16 protein-coding genes are annotated in these 15,328 nt (G+C 39.5%); 7 read left to right on the forward strand and 9 right to left on the reverse strand.

Annotation, left to right across the window (positions count from 1 at the left end; genetic code table 11):
* Nucleotides 1-152 precede the first annotated feature (152 nt).
* Entirely contained in the window at nt 153-1,100 is a 948-nt protein-coding gene (locus KME09_04390; GenBank protein MBW4533155.1) for a flippase-like domain-containing protein, read from the reverse strand.
* A 271-nt stretch (nt 1,101-1,371) separates the two neighbouring features.
* Here KME09_04390 and KME09_04395 point away from each other — a divergent pair, with 271 nt between their 5' ends.
* Together KME09_04395 and KME09_04400 are read left to right on the forward strand one after the other, a co-directional pair.
* Complete coding sequence (locus tag KME09_04395) at nt 1,372-1,626, forward strand: hypothetical protein (protein ID MBW4533156.1); 255 nt, start codon at nt 1,372-1,374, stop codon at nt 1,624-1,626.
* On the forward strand, nt 1,619-2,629 hold the full coding sequence (locus KME09_04400) for a CHAD domain-containing protein (GenBank protein MBW4533157.1): 1,011 nt from the start codon (nt 1,619-1,621) through the stop codon (nt 2,627-2,629). Before KME09_04395 ends, KME09_04400 begins: the two co-directional genes overlap by 8 nt.
* Before the next feature lie 90 nt (nt 2,630-2,719).
* Here KME09_04400 and KME09_04405 read toward each other — a convergent pair whose 3' ends face one another.
* Complete coding sequence (locus tag KME09_04405) at nt 2,720-3,283, reverse strand: DNA starvation/stationary phase protection protein (GenBank protein MBW4533158.1); 564 nt, start codon at nt 3,281-3,283, stop codon at nt 2,720-2,722.
* 339 nt (nt 3,284-3,622) lie between these two features.
* Nucleotides 3,623-4,504 (reverse strand): TetR/AcrR family transcriptional regulator, encoded by an 882-nt coding sequence (locus KME09_04410; GenBank protein ID MBW4533159.1) that lies wholly within the window; start codon nt 4,502-4,504, stop codon nt 3,623-3,625.
* Between the two features lie 206 nt (nt 4,505-4,710).
* Here KME09_04410 and KME09_04415 point away from each other — a divergent pair, with 206 nt between their 5' ends.
* The 3 genes from KME09_04415 (at nt 4,711) to KME09_04425 (ending at nt 7,954) form a co-directional block, all read left to right on the forward strand.
* Nucleotides 4,711-5,676, forward strand: coding sequence for a Rieske 2Fe-2S domain-containing protein (locus tag KME09_04415; GenBank protein ID MBW4533160.1), 966 nt, complete (start codon nt 4,711-4,713; stop codon nt 5,674-5,676).
* Between the two features lie 382 nt (nt 5,677-6,058).
* On the forward strand, nt 6,059-7,135 hold the full coding sequence (acsF, locus tag KME09_04420) for a magnesium-protoporphyrin IX monomethyl ester (oxidative) cyclase (protein MBW4533161.1): 1,077 nt from the start codon (nt 6,059-6,061) through the stop codon (nt 7,133-7,135).
* A gap of 78 nt (nt 7,136-7,213) precedes the next feature.
* On the forward strand, nt 7,214-7,954 hold the full coding sequence (locus KME09_04425) for a DUF554 domain-containing protein (protein ID MBW4533162.1): 741 nt from the start codon (nt 7,214-7,216) through the stop codon (nt 7,952-7,954).
* 474 nt (nt 7,955-8,428) lie between these two features.
* On the opposite strand, the gene KME09_04430 is transcribed toward KME09_04425, so the two are convergent.
* Together KME09_04430 and KME09_04435 are read right to left on the reverse strand one after the other, a co-directional pair.
* Nucleotides 8,429-8,656 (reverse strand): ferredoxin family protein, encoded by a 228-nt coding sequence (locus KME09_04430; protein ID MBW4533163.1) that lies wholly within the window; start codon nt 8,654-8,656, stop codon nt 8,429-8,431.
* A 20-nt stretch (nt 8,657-8,676) separates the two neighbouring features.
* Entirely contained in the window at nt 8,677-9,624 is a 948-nt protein-coding gene (locus KME09_04435; protein MBW4533164.1) for an LD-carboxypeptidase, read from the reverse strand.
* Nucleotides 9,625-9,858: 234 nt separating this feature from the next.
* On the opposite strand from KME09_04435, the gene KME09_04440 reads away from it, so the two are divergent.
* Entirely contained in the window at nt 9,859-10,335 is a 477-nt protein-coding gene (locus KME09_04440) for a DUF4079 domain-containing protein (protein MBW4533165.1), read from the forward strand.
* A 158-nt stretch (nt 10,336-10,493) separates the two neighbouring features.
* On the opposite strand, the gene KME09_04445 is transcribed toward KME09_04440, so the two are convergent.
* A complete protein-coding gene (locus KME09_04445; protein MBW4533166.1) occupies nt 10,494-11,228 on the reverse strand; it encodes a DUF1997 domain-containing protein in 735 nt (244 codons plus the stop codon).
* A gap of 125 nt (nt 11,229-11,353) precedes the next feature.
* Here KME09_04445 and KME09_04450 point away from each other — a divergent pair, with 125 nt between their 5' ends.
* Nucleotides 11,354-12,022, forward strand: a complete 669-nt coding sequence (locus KME09_04450; GenBank protein ID MBW4533167.1) for an SDR family oxidoreductase — start codon at nt 11,354-11,356, stop codon at nt 12,020-12,022.
* Nucleotides 12,023-12,040: 18 nt separating this feature from the next.
* On the opposite strand, the gene KME09_04455 is transcribed toward KME09_04450, so the two are convergent.
* From KME09_04455 to KME09_04465, 3 genes are read right to left on the reverse strand one after another with little or no spacing between them, the layout of a single operon-like run.
* The gene (locus tag KME09_04455) at nt 12,041-12,901 is read right to left on the reverse strand and encodes a transglutaminase family protein (protein ID MBW4533168.1); all 861 of its coding nucleotides are present in this window, start codon (nt 12,899-12,901) and stop codon (nt 12,041-12,043) included.
* A complete protein-coding gene (locus KME09_04460; protein MBW4533169.1) occupies nt 12,801-13,850 on the reverse strand; it encodes an alpha-E domain-containing protein in 1,050 nt (349 codons plus the stop codon). The genes KME09_04455 and KME09_04460 overlap by 101 nt, the downstream gene beginning before the upstream one ends.
* Nucleotides 13,851-13,878: 28 nt before the next feature.
* A complete protein-coding gene (locus tag KME09_04465; GenBank protein ID MBW4533170.1) occupies nt 13,879-15,312 on the reverse strand; it encodes a circularly permuted type 2 ATP-grasp protein in 1,434 nt (477 codons plus the stop codon).
* Between the last annotated feature and the right edge of the window lie 16 nt (nt 15,313-15,328).

Genomic DNA, 15,328 nt, shown 5'->3' on the forward strand with positions numbered 1-15,328 from the left:
AAGTTGTACTTAATATTTTGATTGTAAGTATCGCGCAAAGACGCAAAGACGCAAAGACGTTTATCCCGCTTAGTTTGGGGCAAAGAGGCAAAGGGGTCAAATCTGATTTAATGCATTTTCATAGAGAATTGGTATGAGAAAATTTAAGATGTTCAATGATTAATCTTTTTCGCAGCACCAAGCATTTGTCCTAGAAAAGGCAAGCCAATCAGCGCTGGAATAAAATAGCGAGAAGTACACAATAATCCTAAAGCTGCGCCAGTAGCCTCATTGAAGTAGTCTTGATAAAAGTAAATTATGGCAGCATCCCGCGTACCAATTCCCGCAAAAGTTAGCGGTAGTAATCCCGCCAGAATTGATAAAGGGGAAAGTGCCAAACTAACCAAAAAAGGCGCGATCGCTTTTAAAGCCAGGATAAAGAGCCAAATTTGCAGCAGATGTAAAAACCAGATGAATACTGATGTACTGGTAATAATTAATAATTGCTGTTTGTCTGACCAAAAATAATCATGCATTTCTCCCCAAGAAGCCTGCATTTTCTCAAGTTTAGACTTAAGTTTTTGAGGTGCAAACTTAATGGCGATCGCGAAAAACCAATCAGCAAAAGATTGTGACCCTAGCATCAGTAAACCAATCCCTAAGCCGATTCCAACCCCTGCGGTCATCAGCCAAAATAGACTATCTTTGGCAGGATAGAGTAATAGACCAAATACGCACCACAATAAGAGCGAGAGTAAATCGCAGGTTTTTTCAAAGATAGAGATCGAAAGAGCCAGGCTACCGTTAATCTTCGACCTTTCAGCCATGAAATATGACTTGGCGATATCTCCCATTTTGGATGGTAAAACCATGTTGAGGACACTGGCACCCAAAATTAAACGATTGGCTTCCAAAAACCCCAAACTATGGTGGGGTACTAACTGCTGTAACCGCCAGGAGGTAACTAAGGTGATGGGAATTACCATGACTAAACTGATCATTAACATCAGGCGATCGCAATTTTGCAATACTTTGAGCAAATTGACAACATCAATCTGAGTATAGATATAAAGCAGGATCGCAACGCTAATTAAAATTGAAACAAACCGTTTAAAATTCACAAGCAGCTATTAAAATTTGTGTGCTTCTACATTCATTTTTTAGTTGGTTGATAGTTGAAAATGTGAATATAGATTAATCGACAATAGTAGTTTTAGCGGATAAAAAAGAGGGTTAATTGATTAACTATCTATCTTTAAGTAGATTTATTTATTACGCTTAATATAAATTACTTTATGCTAATTTACTAGCTTTTAGCTTTAAAAAACTGCTTTTCTTCAACCTATTTCTTTTATACTAAAAGTATGAGTGAAGTAAGTATCTGGAGAAGTAATAGTGACACAAAATTTCCAAGACAGTTTTTTACACCCTATAGGCAAATATCACGGTGAGTTTAGCCCGAGCAATTTAGCTTTTAATTCCAATCTACAAGAGTTTGCCCAACAGGTATCCTATCTCTGCAATTTAGAAGCCAATGGCAAAATATCTCCTGAAGCAACTTATATGGAAATCAAGCAGCTTTGGCATCAGCTAGAGCAATCTAAACAAGAACTTTTAGACAACACTAACTTTACCCCCGATGAGTAAGCGTTCATTAAAGACTACCGAGAAAAATAGCGTAGTGGCTGTGAAAAAACTAGCCGAGCAAGCGATCGCTAAACACAGTCGCCTAATATTTAAACATGAAGCTGGGGTGTTTAAAGATAAAGACCCAGAAGACTTGCACCAAATGCGAGTAGGATTAAGACGCTTACGAAGTGCGATCGCCAGCTTGGCTTGGGCGATGAATCTACCAGAAATCGTGACGGTCAAAAAGCTGGGAAAAATCGGACATTCTTTAGGTGCGCTTCGAGATTTAGATGTTTTGCTCGAAGTTTTAAGCAATAATTATCGACCGCTATTGTCGGATAAAGAGCAGAAGATTTTAGATAAAGCGATCAAATCTCTAGGCAAAAGACGTAACGATAAATTAAAGCAAGTTCATAAAACTCTCAACAGTAAGCTCTATCTAGAACTTAAGCAGGAACTAAAGGATTGGCTCAAACGACCAAAGTATAAAGTATCTGGAGACTATTCTCTTAATTTTGTGTTGCCAGATTTGCTTTTGCCTTCCGTTTCCGAATTTTTACTGCATCCAGGCTGGTTAGTGGGGGTAGAACTCAAAGAAGGTAAAATTGAATTTCCAACAGTCGACAATATGGAGGCAATAGATCGACTTTTAGAATTAGAAGCTACTTTTTTACACGATCTACGTAAATCGGCAAAAAAAACTCGCTACAGTTTAGAGTTATTTGCTCAATTTTATGGAAAGTCCTATCATGACTATCTTAAACGAATAGAAGCAGTTCAAGAAATTTTAGGCCAGATTCAAGATATTCATGTTTTGATCGAGGTGCTAGAAAAAGTATTGCGATCGCCGATTGCGGAAAAAATGCCCGAACTGGCAGATTTGCTGTTAAGAACTCGATATCAGAAGTGGCTAGAATGGCAAATTTTACAAAAACAGTTTCTTGAAGTCCAGACTAGACAAAAACTTAGACAAGAGATCCAAGCTGTTTTAAACAGTCAAAAGTTAACGAATAACCACTAAGATCGAGTTTGGTTAAATCGTTAACTAGTTTGGATGGTAGAGATACAGAGATTTAGGGAATTGGGGTGAATTTTATACTCGATTTTAATCCTAATTTGAACCATTGGCGCGGTTACCAACAAAAGCTAAAGTCAAGCTATCGTGAACTAAGAAATGCTGCAAATGATAGGCTCTTTCTTCGGTTTTTAGCAAGATCTGCTCGTATAAATAGCGAGTAGCGCGATCGCCTAAGCTCTCTGCTTGAGCTGCTTGTTGACGCAATAGTTTGATAATCTCTTGTTCTGCCAACAAGTCATGTTCTACCATCTGACGTTCACCAAAGACACCATCATCTTCTTGTTCAAAGCAGCATAATTCAGCTAATTTACTAAAGCTAGCAGCAGGAATACCACCCAAGCCGTTTTGTCTTTCGCCAATTTCATGAACGTGTCCTTGAACTTCTTCGTAGCTTTCGGCAAAGAATTCGTGCAGGGAATAATATTCTGAACCTTCGACTACAAAATGATGTTTTTGATATTGCAAGTATAAACCTTGAAAGCTTGATAAGACAGCATTAAAACCTTCGCACACTGGCTCAGTAACACTTTTATCCAATAAAACTGGATTGTCTTCAACATGACCATAAGGACGCAGTAACCCTGTAGTAGTAGACATAACTCTTGCTCTCTCATTAAGTGAAAATTATTGACAATCTAAATATAACACGAATAACTTATTGAGAATCTAAAGTTTAGCAAAGTTGCTATTAGGAATTTAAGATAAAATTAGTCTGAACAAAAATTAATCTGCTAGCTTAATCACAAGCCAGCTTAATCAAAATCTTTAGTTTAATTATTAACCTTTGTATGGTTTGCAATGGGTTTATTTTATGGTAGCTAATTAATTTTAGATTAGGTGAAAATTTAAAAAAGTAGCTTAAATTAGGCTGTTTTTTTGGAAAGTAATCAAACACATCGAAGGGTGATTGGTTTCATGGATAGTTGTCGCAAGTTGTCATAAGTCGATTACCTCTAAATTAAGCCGATAGCAGCGTTGATCGGTATTACCTTGAAAAAGTAATAATTGGCGATCGCTCAAGATTTTAAGATCTCTTTGTAAAGTGCGTCGGGAAACATCAGGAAACAGACGCTCACAGTTTTTGATCGTAATTTCAGGATGATTAAAAGCGTAGTTGAGGATCAGACTTTGGCGAGAATTAAGCTTGTAGCAGCTAATCAACTGATCGAGCGGTTTAATTATCTGACTAACTGCATCATCTCCCACATCAGCGATTAAATAAGCTTTCAAGAGAGCCTCAATTTCTGTAATGATTACTTGATTATGAGCTTGATCAGAACTTAGAGCTAATAAAATTAGAGCATTCGTCGCATTAACGCAGATTTCAGCTAGGATCAGACTTCTTTGCTCTGATAACTTAGGATTACGAGCTTGTAACAACCGCGCCGCAAATTTAATCGCTTCTTGAGTAAAGCTGGTATCTATGTTTTTAAAAATAGTTGGGGAAACAAAAAATTGCCTAAAAACTATTCTAGAAGTAGGTTGCTTAAATAGTTGCTCGGCTTGAGTAACTAAGATGTGGATGAAGTCCACAAATGGTAGCTGTATGATTTCAGGACGAAATAATTTGTCCCACATAATATGTACCCGCTCTACATGACGCAACTCTAAAGCATTAAAAATGGCTAACTTATCAGGAAAGAATTGATAGAGTGAACCTACTGCTGTCTTAGCACGAGCCGCGATCGCATGAGTGGTAGCAGCCTCAAAACCCACTTCATCAAAAACAATTGCTGCTGCATTTAAAATCTGTTCAACTCGCTTCTGACTGCGTTGCTGCTGAGGTTGACGACGCAGAGAAGTTTTTGGGTTTTTCATCTTGACAAAAGCGAATAAAGTGTCATATATTAAGATCAAATAAAGCTAGTTTTCTGGAAGCTTATTAACAAGAATTAGAGCTGAAAGCTATTAAATACTTTCATACCAGCGATCGCAAACTCACGACACTTTATATTTTAGTTGTCGTAGGGAAATTGCTGATGCAAATTTTTCGATGCCAATTTTTTATTGAGGAAATATTTAAGATGTCTATGTTAGAAGGTGCGCCGTGGCTAGTCGCTCATAGATCGATGCTATCAATAAACCAACCGTTCAAAGTTTCTCTTTACGGCAAAGATTATGTAATTTGGCAGGATTCCACAGGGCAAATTAGCAGTTTATCTAACGTCTGCCCTCATATGGGTGCAATGCTATCTGAAGGCTGGTGTAATGTTCAAGCAGATGGCTCTAGTAATGTTGTCTGTCCGTTTCATGCTCTAGAGTTTGACCACAATGGTTGCACTATATTACCAGGAACTAAGCAAAAAACATTACCGCAATTAGAATCTTTAGAACTAATAATCCAAGGTGATTTTATTTGGTCTTATGGAAATTGTGAACCGAAAATCCCAATTCCCAACGTTCTGGAAAAGATTGCTCAAGAATATGAATTTATTGGCGCAACCGCTGATACCAGTGTCGAGACAGATTTGCGATCGATGCTGAGGATTATGCACGATTACAATCATCAGAATGGTACACATCGAGACTTATTTGAAATTACCGAAGTCAGATTTGAAAAATTCACTGATAACGGCTATCATTCCGAAGCTTTATTCAATGCTCCCATTGCTCCAAAAACCTGGTGGCAAAAGCTACAACAACCTAAGCAGTTAATAGTTCCTGATGTTATTGAAGCTCATTTAGAGAATTATTTTCCTAGTTTAGTTATTTTCTATGGTGAAAATCCCTGGGGAAAAATGGTTCAATGTCATCTTTTTACTCCAGAATCAGCAACAAAAACTCGTACCTATGTTTTATTGTTTGGCGAGTCTATTAATCCTTTCGCAAGATTATTGAAAAATCAATTTTTAGGACTGAGTAAGGTTGTTGTCGAACAAGATGCAGGTATTTTGAGCAAGATTTATGCCGACGCGCCAAAAAAAATCAGGCTAAATAACGAGGTGGGGATAGATTGGGTCGATCGCAATTTTGTCAATTGGCAGAAATAACAATTAACCGATAAACCTGGTAGGGGTGAACGCCCCCAATACTTCTACTTCTCGGTTAAGACAATTACTGCGGTCAATTTTATGTTTGAGAATGAGTAAAATATGGGATCATATTCGCCTTTAATTAACAATCTCCGCCTCTAAAAACCTACTACTTACTACCTACTACCTACTACCTACTACTCAACCGATCAATAACAAAGCTTAAACGAGAAGTATTGCGAACGCCCCTACTCATCGATACCAAATGCATAGTAGTAAACATTCGTTAACAAAATGTTGAAAGACTTTCCAACTGTTAGAGAATAAGTACCTAGTAACCTCTGATGATGGCAATTGAGAGTCACAGATTGCTTTAATAAAAAAAAGTTAAGTATTAACAATGGTAGACAGCCTTAAAAAACCGCAGTTTGAGGAAGTACGCCCTGGAGTCAAATCTCCTGCGGAAGAGACTATTCTCACCCCTCGCTTTTATACAACCGATTTTGAAGAGATGGCCAACATGGACATCTCCCTCAACGAAGACGAACTTCAGGCAATTTTAGAAGAGTTTCGCGTTGACTATAACCGCCATCATTTTGTCAGAGATGAGCAGTTTCAAAAGTCTTGGGATAATATTAGTGGCGAGACTCGCAAAGTATTTATCGAGTTTTTAGAACGTTCTTGTACTGCCGAATTCTCAGGCTTTTTGCTCTATAAAGAATTGGGTAGACGTTTAAAAGATAGAAGCCCCGTTTTGGCGGAAATCTTTACGTTGATGGCAAGAGATGAAGCTCGTCATGCTGGGTTTTTAAACAAGGCATTGTCTGACTTTAATCTTTCTCTAGATTTAGGATTTTTGACTAAAAGCCGTAAATATACTTTTTTTAAACCTAAGTTTATTTTTTACGCGACTTACCTCTCGGAAAAGATTGGCTACTGGCGCTACATTACTATTTTCCGTCATCTTCAACAGCACCCAGAAAACGAAATTTATCCGATCTTCAGCTTTTTTGAAAACTGGTGTCAAGATGAAAACCGTCATGGTGACTTCTTCGATGCGATCATGAAGTCTCAGCCTCAGTTTTTAAATGATCTTAAAGCAAGACTCTGGAGTCGTTTTTTCTTACTTTCGGTGTTTGCCACCATGTACCTCAATGACGTGCAGCGTTATCACTTCTATGAGTCTCTAGGCTTAGATGCTCGCGAATACGATAAGCACGTAATTAAACAAACAAATGCCACTGCTGGCAGAGTATTTCCTGTAGTGTTGGATGTAGAACATCCTGATTTTTATCAGCGTTTAGAAAAGTGTGTTGCCAATAACGAAAAATTGTCGGCGATCGCTAGTTCTAATGCCCCTGCACCAGTTAAGTTACTGCGTAAATTGCCTCACTATGTTTCTAATGGTGTAGAACTAATCAAAATGTATTTTATCAAGCCAATTCGCGTAGATCAGTTAGCTGATACGGTTCGTTAACACAGTTTTTGCTGATTAATGTTTAATTTTGGAGTCCTACTTTACAGTAGGGCTTTTTTTATCAAACTTAGAATTATCTTGAATTTAGATTTCTGGACAAAAACAAGTGGTACTTGGATCAATATTTTTAGCGTGTTAGTGGGTACGGGGTTAGGTTTACTCTTCAAAGATCGCCTTTCTGCCAAAGTGCAAACTATTATTACTCAAGGAGTTGGCTTACTTACAATTTGGATTGGCTTAAGTATGGCAAACAGCATGAGTCAAGTGGCAGCAGGAGGAATAGATGGGGCTGTTTTAGGTCTTTTGGCAATGGTAATCGGTGGAGTAATCGGAGAATGGTTACAGATCGAGGAAAGATTGACTATTTTGGGAGATTGGTTAAAACAGAAATTTAAGGGACAAGGAAGATTCACCGAAGGATTTGTTGCCAGTAGCTTACTATTTTGTGTTGGGCCAATGGCTTTAATTGGCAGCTTTAATAACGGCTTAAATGGTGACAATACTCTCTTAACCATCAAATCAACTATGGATGGCGTGATTTCCATCGCCTTGGCAAATATTTATGGTGTGGGAGTAGGATTTTCTGCCTTGATTATCCTGATTTATCAGGGTGGATTGTCCTTAATGGTTGGATTGGTGGCAAATACAGTCCCTGATGCGGAAAATAACCCTTATCTGTTAATTATTATTGGGGTTGGGGGCTTAATGATTGTGGCAATTGGCTGCAATTTATTAGAGTTAGTTAAAATTCGCGTTGGTTCATTTTTACCAGCGATCGCGATCGCGCCTGGAACTTATTTTTTATTCAGTTATTTCTAATTTCTCTTGTATAGTCCTACGTAAAAACGTTAGGGCATTTTTGAAATACTACTTCCGTCTTACGAAATTTCCTTAACGCGGGAGACCCGCGCGACGCGAAGCTAGTCCTTTAGGGCAACGGAATTTCGCGCTATTTCCTATTTCCTATTTCCTACTTACGAGCCGATTATTATTAATGTCCTAATCTAATTTTGTACGGCTATATTTAGTAGCGCGCAAATAGTACTTTGGCACTATCTACGACGCTACCGCCCGAATACTTCCCTAACTAGCTAAAATATCCAGACTCTTAATTACTACGCAGTATTAAGTTAATTTTATGCAGTTTAAGGTTAGTTCACAGCTGATCCGCCATAATTCATTCCATTAGAATCTCTTACAGCCAATTTTAGTTGGATAAAACCCATTACCCATTACCCATTACCCATTACCTCGATAAATTAATGTGTCTACTCAATTGAAAACTGCTGTAAATTATTGGGGGGTTTTTTGTAGATCTGGTCTTTCTTCGGCAAGAATTGCGCCTTCAACGGGACATACTTGTAAACAAATGCCACAGTCAATGCAGGTAGCGAAATCAATCCAGTACCATTCTGTTCCTTTAATATTCTTGCCAGGGCCATCGTGAATACAGGCGACAGGACAAGCATCAACGCAATCAGCTACTCCTTCGCAGATGTCGGTAACAATAGAATGAGGCAAAACAAGATTCTCCTTCAACTTTAATTTCGGTGGTCTGTGTTTGCGATCCTAACAGAATTAGACCAGCTTAAAACCCCTCTATCGCCATCGAGATTAACTGCTTGTCCTACGGGCAACGCAGCGTTAACCCCATCATGACCAAAAGGCAGATCGTAAATTAGCGGAATTCCTAAGTCTTCTAAGCGATCGCTTAATACTTCAGCCAGCGTCCAGCTACTCGTACCAGGATAGGGATCGCAACGACTAAAACGACCAAGAGCAATACCTTTAACCTGGTTTAAAACTCCCATCATGCGCCACTGAGTTAACATGCGATCGATCCGATAGGGATATTCAGTCACATCTTCTAAAGCAAGAATTACCCCAGTCAAGTTGGGCTGCATGGTTGTATTCAATAGATGAGTCGCTACGGTTAAATTTCCTGGGAGTAAAATTCCTGATGCCTGTCCAGCGACTCCTGACCTACCTTGTAATGCCTCAAGCTGACCTGTTTCCAAGTAATTAAACATTCGAGCGATCGCCCACTCTGGTTCGGCTGCTAAAGTAGTTAAAACCGAGGCATGAAGACCCGATACTCCTACTGTAGCTAAACTCCATAAGATACTAGTAAGATCGGAAAAGCCAATTACCCATTTAGAATGAGCAACGTCCCAAGTCCAATCCTCCAGTAACCTTGCGCCACCATAACCACCCCTGACGGCAATAATGGCTTTACATTCTGGATTATGCCAAGCTGCTGCTAAATCTGCCCGTCTTTGGCGATCGCTCCCTGCCAAATAACCACACCAAGATTGGTAATTTTCACCCATCTCCAGCCGATAACCGCGATCGCGCCAAACCGCTATGCCTTGTTTTAGGGCATCAGTACTTTTAACTGCCCCAGACGTGGCGATCGCGATCACTAAATCGCCAGGTTGCAGCAATGGTGGCAATTGACAGGGTTTTAAGATTGCAGAGGATGATGACATCACAATAATCGTAATCGCAAGTATTCTAAATTGAAGCTTAAAGCTTGCAGTATAACCCCTGTCCGCTCAAATCTCGAACAAATAATTTCTGGACTTATGGCTTTACTCTCAAGCCAAATTTCTTGTTTGAATAAAAAGGAGCAAAAAATCTCACATTCTCTCGCTTTGCAAAGTTGCTTTATGTTAAGTTAATTTTCATAAAGTTTTAAGCTGATTTAAATAAAAGAAAATAATATGGCGTTTGAAATTCCCGATGGCATCAAAACTTGGTCACAGTTTGGTCATCCAATTCTGATGTGGGTCTTGCTAGGTCTTACTGTTTACGCATTGTATTTGGGACTGCAATATAAAAAAGTTCGCACTGCTGATAAAGAAACTAGAAAAGAGCTAGTCAAGCAGAAATTTGGTGAAAGACATCATCAAGCAGGATCGCTCCTTTTGGCTTTGATGGTTGTAGGTAATATTGGCGGGATGGCAATTACCTATATCAATAACGGTAAACTTTTTGTTGGCCCTCATCTCTTGGCGGGGTTGGGGATGACTAGTCTAATTGCAGTCTCGGCATCTTTAGTCCCTTTGATGCAGAAGGGTAATAGCCTTGCTCGTACTACTCATGTTTCCCTTAACATTGTCTTGCTAGGCTTATTTGGTTGGCAAGCAGTTACAGGAATGCAAATTGTCCAGAAAATTGTCGATAGATTAATGTCTTAATTACATCCTCGACATGTAGAAAGTCGATTTTACTGGTTTGAAGTGCGATCGCCAGTACGTTTAAATCGTTAAATCATCAATAAATTAATTAGGGAAGCCCAGCAATTACTTGAGCTGAGTTTCCCATTAGTGCTGAAAACAAATATTGAAAAAAGGTTTTAAACCGCATATTGTTGAGGATGAGTAACTTTATGCAGTTGTCTACTACTTTTGGGTGGCATAGGAAGACTGTGGCTATTGTGGAAATCCTGCTGCACTTTGTAAGTTAAACGAGGTGAGATTTGGCGTACAATTTGAGCTAATAAGCGATCGCCAGTAGCCTGAATCAAATTAGGTGAGAGTTTGCTAATAAATTGGGGAAACTCAACCTTAACTTGAAGATCTAAACCCCAGCTTACTTCAGTAATAAGTTGAGGAATGTTTGTCTGCTGGTTAAATAAACCTTTGCTTGATGTCTGACAAGCATCAACAGCTACCTCTTGTAGTTTCATTTTGGCGCGATAGTTCACTTCATATGCTTCATCACAGTCAGGCAGAGGAATAGTCTGCATTAAATAAACTCGATCCACTGGAGGATTTAACACCACAGCAATTTTTGGCTCAACTTCATAACCAAATGAACCAAATTTACCAACAGTCAGGATATAGCCGTTATCAGCCACAGGTTCGACCTTCATTGGTTGAGCGCAACGACAAAACCAGCCTTCATGAGCATCAAGATATTTAGCTACGGTGTCGAGATCACTATACATATCCATTCGGCCATTGAAACTAACTTTAAAGGCAAACGTTCTTTGTTGTTCAATAGAATCAGTATAGGTAAGCTGCATAGAGTCAGAAGAAGAAATTTCTAAAAAGGTATTTTGTGAATGATTGATAAATTTAGACTGCATGTCACTTTTTAAACTAATTTTAAACTAACGTTTTCTAGGCAATCCTTATTGTTAATATGATTACAATAAAGGGGTTAATTATTAGCTAAACACTTTTTTAGTCATATGGGTGTGATTTAGATCTTATGCGAGTATTTGTTGCAGGAGCTACAGGAAAAACGGGCCAACATATTGTTAGACAATTAATCGATAAAGATATTTCTGTCACAGCGTTAGTGAGAAATCTGGAGCAAGCTAGAACAATATTGCCTGAGACAACTAAATTAATTGAAGGAGATGTTTTAAATCCAGCTACCTTTGAGTCTAGTCTTAGTGATTGTAGCGCCTTAATTTGTGCCACTGGTGCTAGCCCCAGTTTGGATCCGACTGGGCCATATAAAGTAGATTATGAAGGAACGAAAAATTTAGTCGATGCTGCCCAAAGACAGGGCATAGAGCATTTCGTTTTAGTATCTTCTCTCTGCACTTCTAAGTTTTTTCACCCGTTAAATCTGTTTTGGCTCATCTTGTATTGGAAAAAACAGGCGGAGAATTATATTCAGGCTAGCGGTATTCCCTACACAATCGTTAGACCTGGAGGGCTAAAAGAAGAAGATAATGCTGATAACATCATTATGTCTCAGGCTGATACCCTGTTTGACGGTAGTATACCCAGACAAAAAGTAGCTCAGGTATGTGTTGAATCACTATCTCAGCCAACGGCTAAATCAGCAATAGTGGAGATAGTGGCTAGCCCAGATGCTACCAGTAAATCTTGGTCAGAGTTGTTTGCTGGTGCTATTTTAGCGTCATAAAAGCGTGGTCAAGACCACCTATAAAACCGTCAGCGATATTTGTGCCTGAAGTTCAGCGATCGCGTTTGCACCAATGACTACAGGTACTACTGCCCCCTCCACCGCAGCAGCATATCGAGGAATAGCGCTAGCAGCTAGGGGTATATGGCGATCGCTAACTATCAATCCGAGAGTGGGATCGTAACCCCGCCAACCCGCGCCAGGTAAATATACTTCTACCCAAGCATGAAGATCTCTTGACTGTTGGGTTGAATCTCCTTCCTGGTAGCCACTAACAAACCGCGCTGCAATACCGATCGCTCGGCAAACCTCCATGAATAGCACTGCATAGTCGCGACAAGAGCCTTGTTTATCCCTCCAGGTAACTCCAGCGGGAAAAGGTTCACCGATATCTCTAATGATGTACTGACAGTCTTGATAGATACGTTGATTGAGAGTAAAAAGAAAGTTGAGGGTATTTCCTTGGGTGGCGATCGCAATTTCTTGAGCAAGTTCTAAGGCTGAGCTATCCTGAACAAAGCTATAGGGACGCAAGTAGGGTTCTAATTGTTGTAAAACAGAGCTGGGATAGTCAAACGGAAGAGTAATCGCCCAAGGCTCAAGTAAGTAAGTAAAAGGATTAGTACAGCTTGTTTCTACCCTAGCTAAAGTCTGGATACTCAACTTGTTAGTTGGTCGATCGAACCACAGCTTGATTAAATTATTACCATCAAGATCGATAAAATCTGAACTTCCTTGAGTTAGGGGTAATACCGATAAAGTAAAACTCTGAAGTTGGTTAAAGCGATCGCTGCGGGGACGCAATCTCAGCAGATGAGGCTTGAGTATTACTGGCTGAGGAAAGCTGTAGATCGTTTGATGGCTTATTTGGTATAGCACAGAAGGAATCGCTTAAAGCAATAAAAGTAGTATAAATTTCTTTTCCTACCTCATTAATTGAACTTTGCATGTCGTCTAGAAACTCATGTAGCCCAGACTGAATAATATCTTCGATCGTCAAGTAACTAAGTCGAGAACACAATTTGCCTAAAGCTCTTTCTGCACCATTACACCAACTACCAGGAGGTGTTTGAGTAATCTCATGTAGACGTTGCTGAGTTTGCCACAGGCAAAAGTGAATTGAACGAGGAAATTGTCGGTCTAAAATTAAAAATTCGGCGACGCTACTAGGAGTAATATAGTGCTGAGATTTTCGGTACATTTCGTAAGCACTAGCAGACTTGAGTAGAGCCATCCATTGAATCCGATCCAAGGGAGTACCAACCCATTCGACAGAGGGTAATAGCAGAAAGTATTTCACATCTACAATCCGAGTGGTTTTATCGGCTCGTTCTAGTAATCTACCCATTTGTCCAAACTGCCAACCTTCGTTATGAGACATGGTAGCATCCATCACTCCTGCAAAACGATGGCTCGCCATTTTCACTTTACTAAATAGTTTTGGCAAGGCTTTAAAAGAACTACCAGCAGAAACCTCTTTGACCATTAAATAGAAAGAATTGACTTCCTCCCACATTTCCGAGGAGATCACTTCACGAATTGAGCGCGCATTTTCTCTGGCTTTGCTTAAACAAGAAATAATCGAGTTTTCATAGCTAGTATCAAAGCAAAGAAACTGAATAACATTGCGATTATTTACTTCCTCATAGCGACTATTAAACTGATCTAAGTCTCCTGTAACCGAAATTAAAGGTTTCCATTGGGGAGAAACTCCCTCTGGTAAATCTAAGATCAAATTAAGATTGACATCGATAAAACGAGCAACATTTTCTGCCCTTTCGATATAGCGATTTAACCAGTAAATTGAATCAGCTACTCTGCTTAACATTGTTGGTAGTTCGTTGTTAATGATTAGTTTAGTTGAGAATCCAGGTATCTTTACTCCCGCCACCCTGAGAAGAGTTAACCACCAAAGAACCTTTGGTTAGCGCTACACGAGTCAATCCGCCTGGATGCACATAAATCTCGTCACCACGATGCAAAATATAGGGACGTAAATCTACATGTCTGCCTTCTACCTTGCCATCAATCAGGGTTGGTACTCGCGAAAGACTAAGAGTCGGCTGGGCAATATAGTTACGAGGATTCGCCTTAATTTTTTCGGCAAATTCTGCTCTTTCGACGCTTGTAGATTTTGTGCCGATTAACATGCCATAACCACCCGCTTCGTTAGCTGCTTTAACCACTAACTTATCTAAATTATCTAAGACATAATGGCGATCGCTTTCTCTCCAGCAAAGATAAGTAGGAACATTGGCTAAAATGGGTTCTTCTCCTAAGTAATAGCGAATCATCTCAGGAACATAAGCATAGACCACCTTATCATCTGCCACTCCTGTTCCTGGGGCATTGGCAAGAGCAACTCTACCCTGCTGATAAACATTCATTAATCCTGGTACACCCAGAAGGGAATTGGGATTAAATGCTAAAGGATCGAGAAAATTATCATCAATGCGACGATAAACTACATCGACTCGCTTTAAGCCTTTCGTTGTCCGCATTTGCAGATAGCCATCTGCTACCACTAAATCCCTTCCTTCCACTAGTTCAATTCCCATTTGTTGTGCCAAAAAGGAATGTTCATAATAGGCAGAATTGTAGATTCCTGGAGTTAAAAGCACTACCATCGGTTCTGGTAACTGGGGTGGTGCTAGGTTGAGTAAGGTTTCTAATAGCTGACTGGGATAATCATCGACAGGCTTAACCGTCATATCCCGAAATATTTCAGGAAAGGTACTCTTCATTACCCGCCGATTTTCTAGGACATAAGATACACCAGAAGGCGATCGCAAATTATCTTCTAAAACATACCACTTGCCATCTCGATCTCTGACTAAATCTGTCCCTGTAATATGACACCAGACACCAGCAGGCGCTTTGACTCCCAAACAAGGTTTAAGAAAACCCGAAGCAGTTTGGATAATCTCTGCGGGCATTTTGCCGTCCTTAATGATATTCTGCTCTCCATAAACATCAGCGAGAAAGAAGTTTAAAGCCTGAATGCGCTGCTTTAGACCTCGTTCTAACTCTAACCATTCATCACCATCAATGATGCGGGGAATAATATCAAATGGAAAAATTTTTTCCACCCCTTGATTATCGCTATAAACATTAAATGTTACCCCCAATTTAAACAACGCTATTTCTGCTGTTTGACGCTGTTGTTCTAACTGTTGCATACCCAGCTCAATCATGTGTCTAATTAAATCAGCACAGTGCGATCGCGGCTTACCTAATTCTAGAAACAGCTCGTCATAAAAGTTTTCTGGGTCGTAAGCTTCAAATGCCATGTATACTCGCTTAGCT

This window comes from Pleurocapsa minor HA4230-MV1, from assembly GCA_019359095.1.
Lineage (GTDB): Bacteria > Cyanobacteriota > Cyanobacteriia > Cyanobacteriales > Xenococcaceae > Waterburya > Waterburya minor.

Bases quoted from the DNA above. Each gene is read 5' to 3' on its own strand.
- KME09_04400 (MBW4533157.1), top strand. From the start codon at position 1,619: ATGAGTAAGCGTTCATTAAAGACTACCGAGAAAAATAGCGTAGTGGCT.
- KME09_04405 (MBW4533158.1), bottom strand. From the start codon at position 3,283: ATGTCTACTACTACAGGGTTACTGCGTCCTTATGGTCATGTTGAAGAC.
- KME09_04410 (MBW4533159.1), bottom strand. From the start codon at position 4,504: ATGAAAAACCCAAAAACTTCTCTGCGTCGTCAACCTCAGCAGCAACGC.
- KME09_04415 (MBW4533160.1), top strand. From the start codon at position 4,711: ATGTCTATGTTAGAAGGTGCGCCGTGGCTAGTCGCTCATAGATCGATG.
- acsF (MBW4533161.1), top strand. From the start codon at position 6,059: ATGGTAGACAGCCTTAAAAAACCGCAGTTTGAGGAAGTACGCCCTGGA.
- KME09_04435 (MBW4533164.1), bottom strand. From the start codon at position 9,624: ATGTCATCATCCTCTGCAATCTTAAAACCCTGTCAATTGCCACCATTG.
- KME09_04440 (MBW4533165.1), top strand. From the start codon at position 9,859: ATGGCGTTTGAAATTCCCGATGGCATCAAAACTTGGTCACAGTTTGGT.
- KME09_04445 (MBW4533166.1), bottom strand. From the start codon at position 11,228: ATGCAGTCTAAATTTATCAATCATTCACAAAATACCTTTTTAGAAATT.
- KME09_04450 (MBW4533167.1), top strand. From the start codon at position 11,354: ATGCGAGTATTTGTTGCAGGAGCTACAGGAAAAACGGGCCAACATATT.
- KME09_04460 (MBW4533169.1), bottom strand. From the start codon at position 13,850: ATGTTAAGCAGAGTAGCTGATTCAATTTACTGGTTAAATCGCTATATC.
- KME09_04465 (MBW4533170.1), bottom strand. From the start codon at position 15,312: ATGGCATTTGAAGCTTACGACCCAGAAAACTTTTATGACGAGCTGTTT.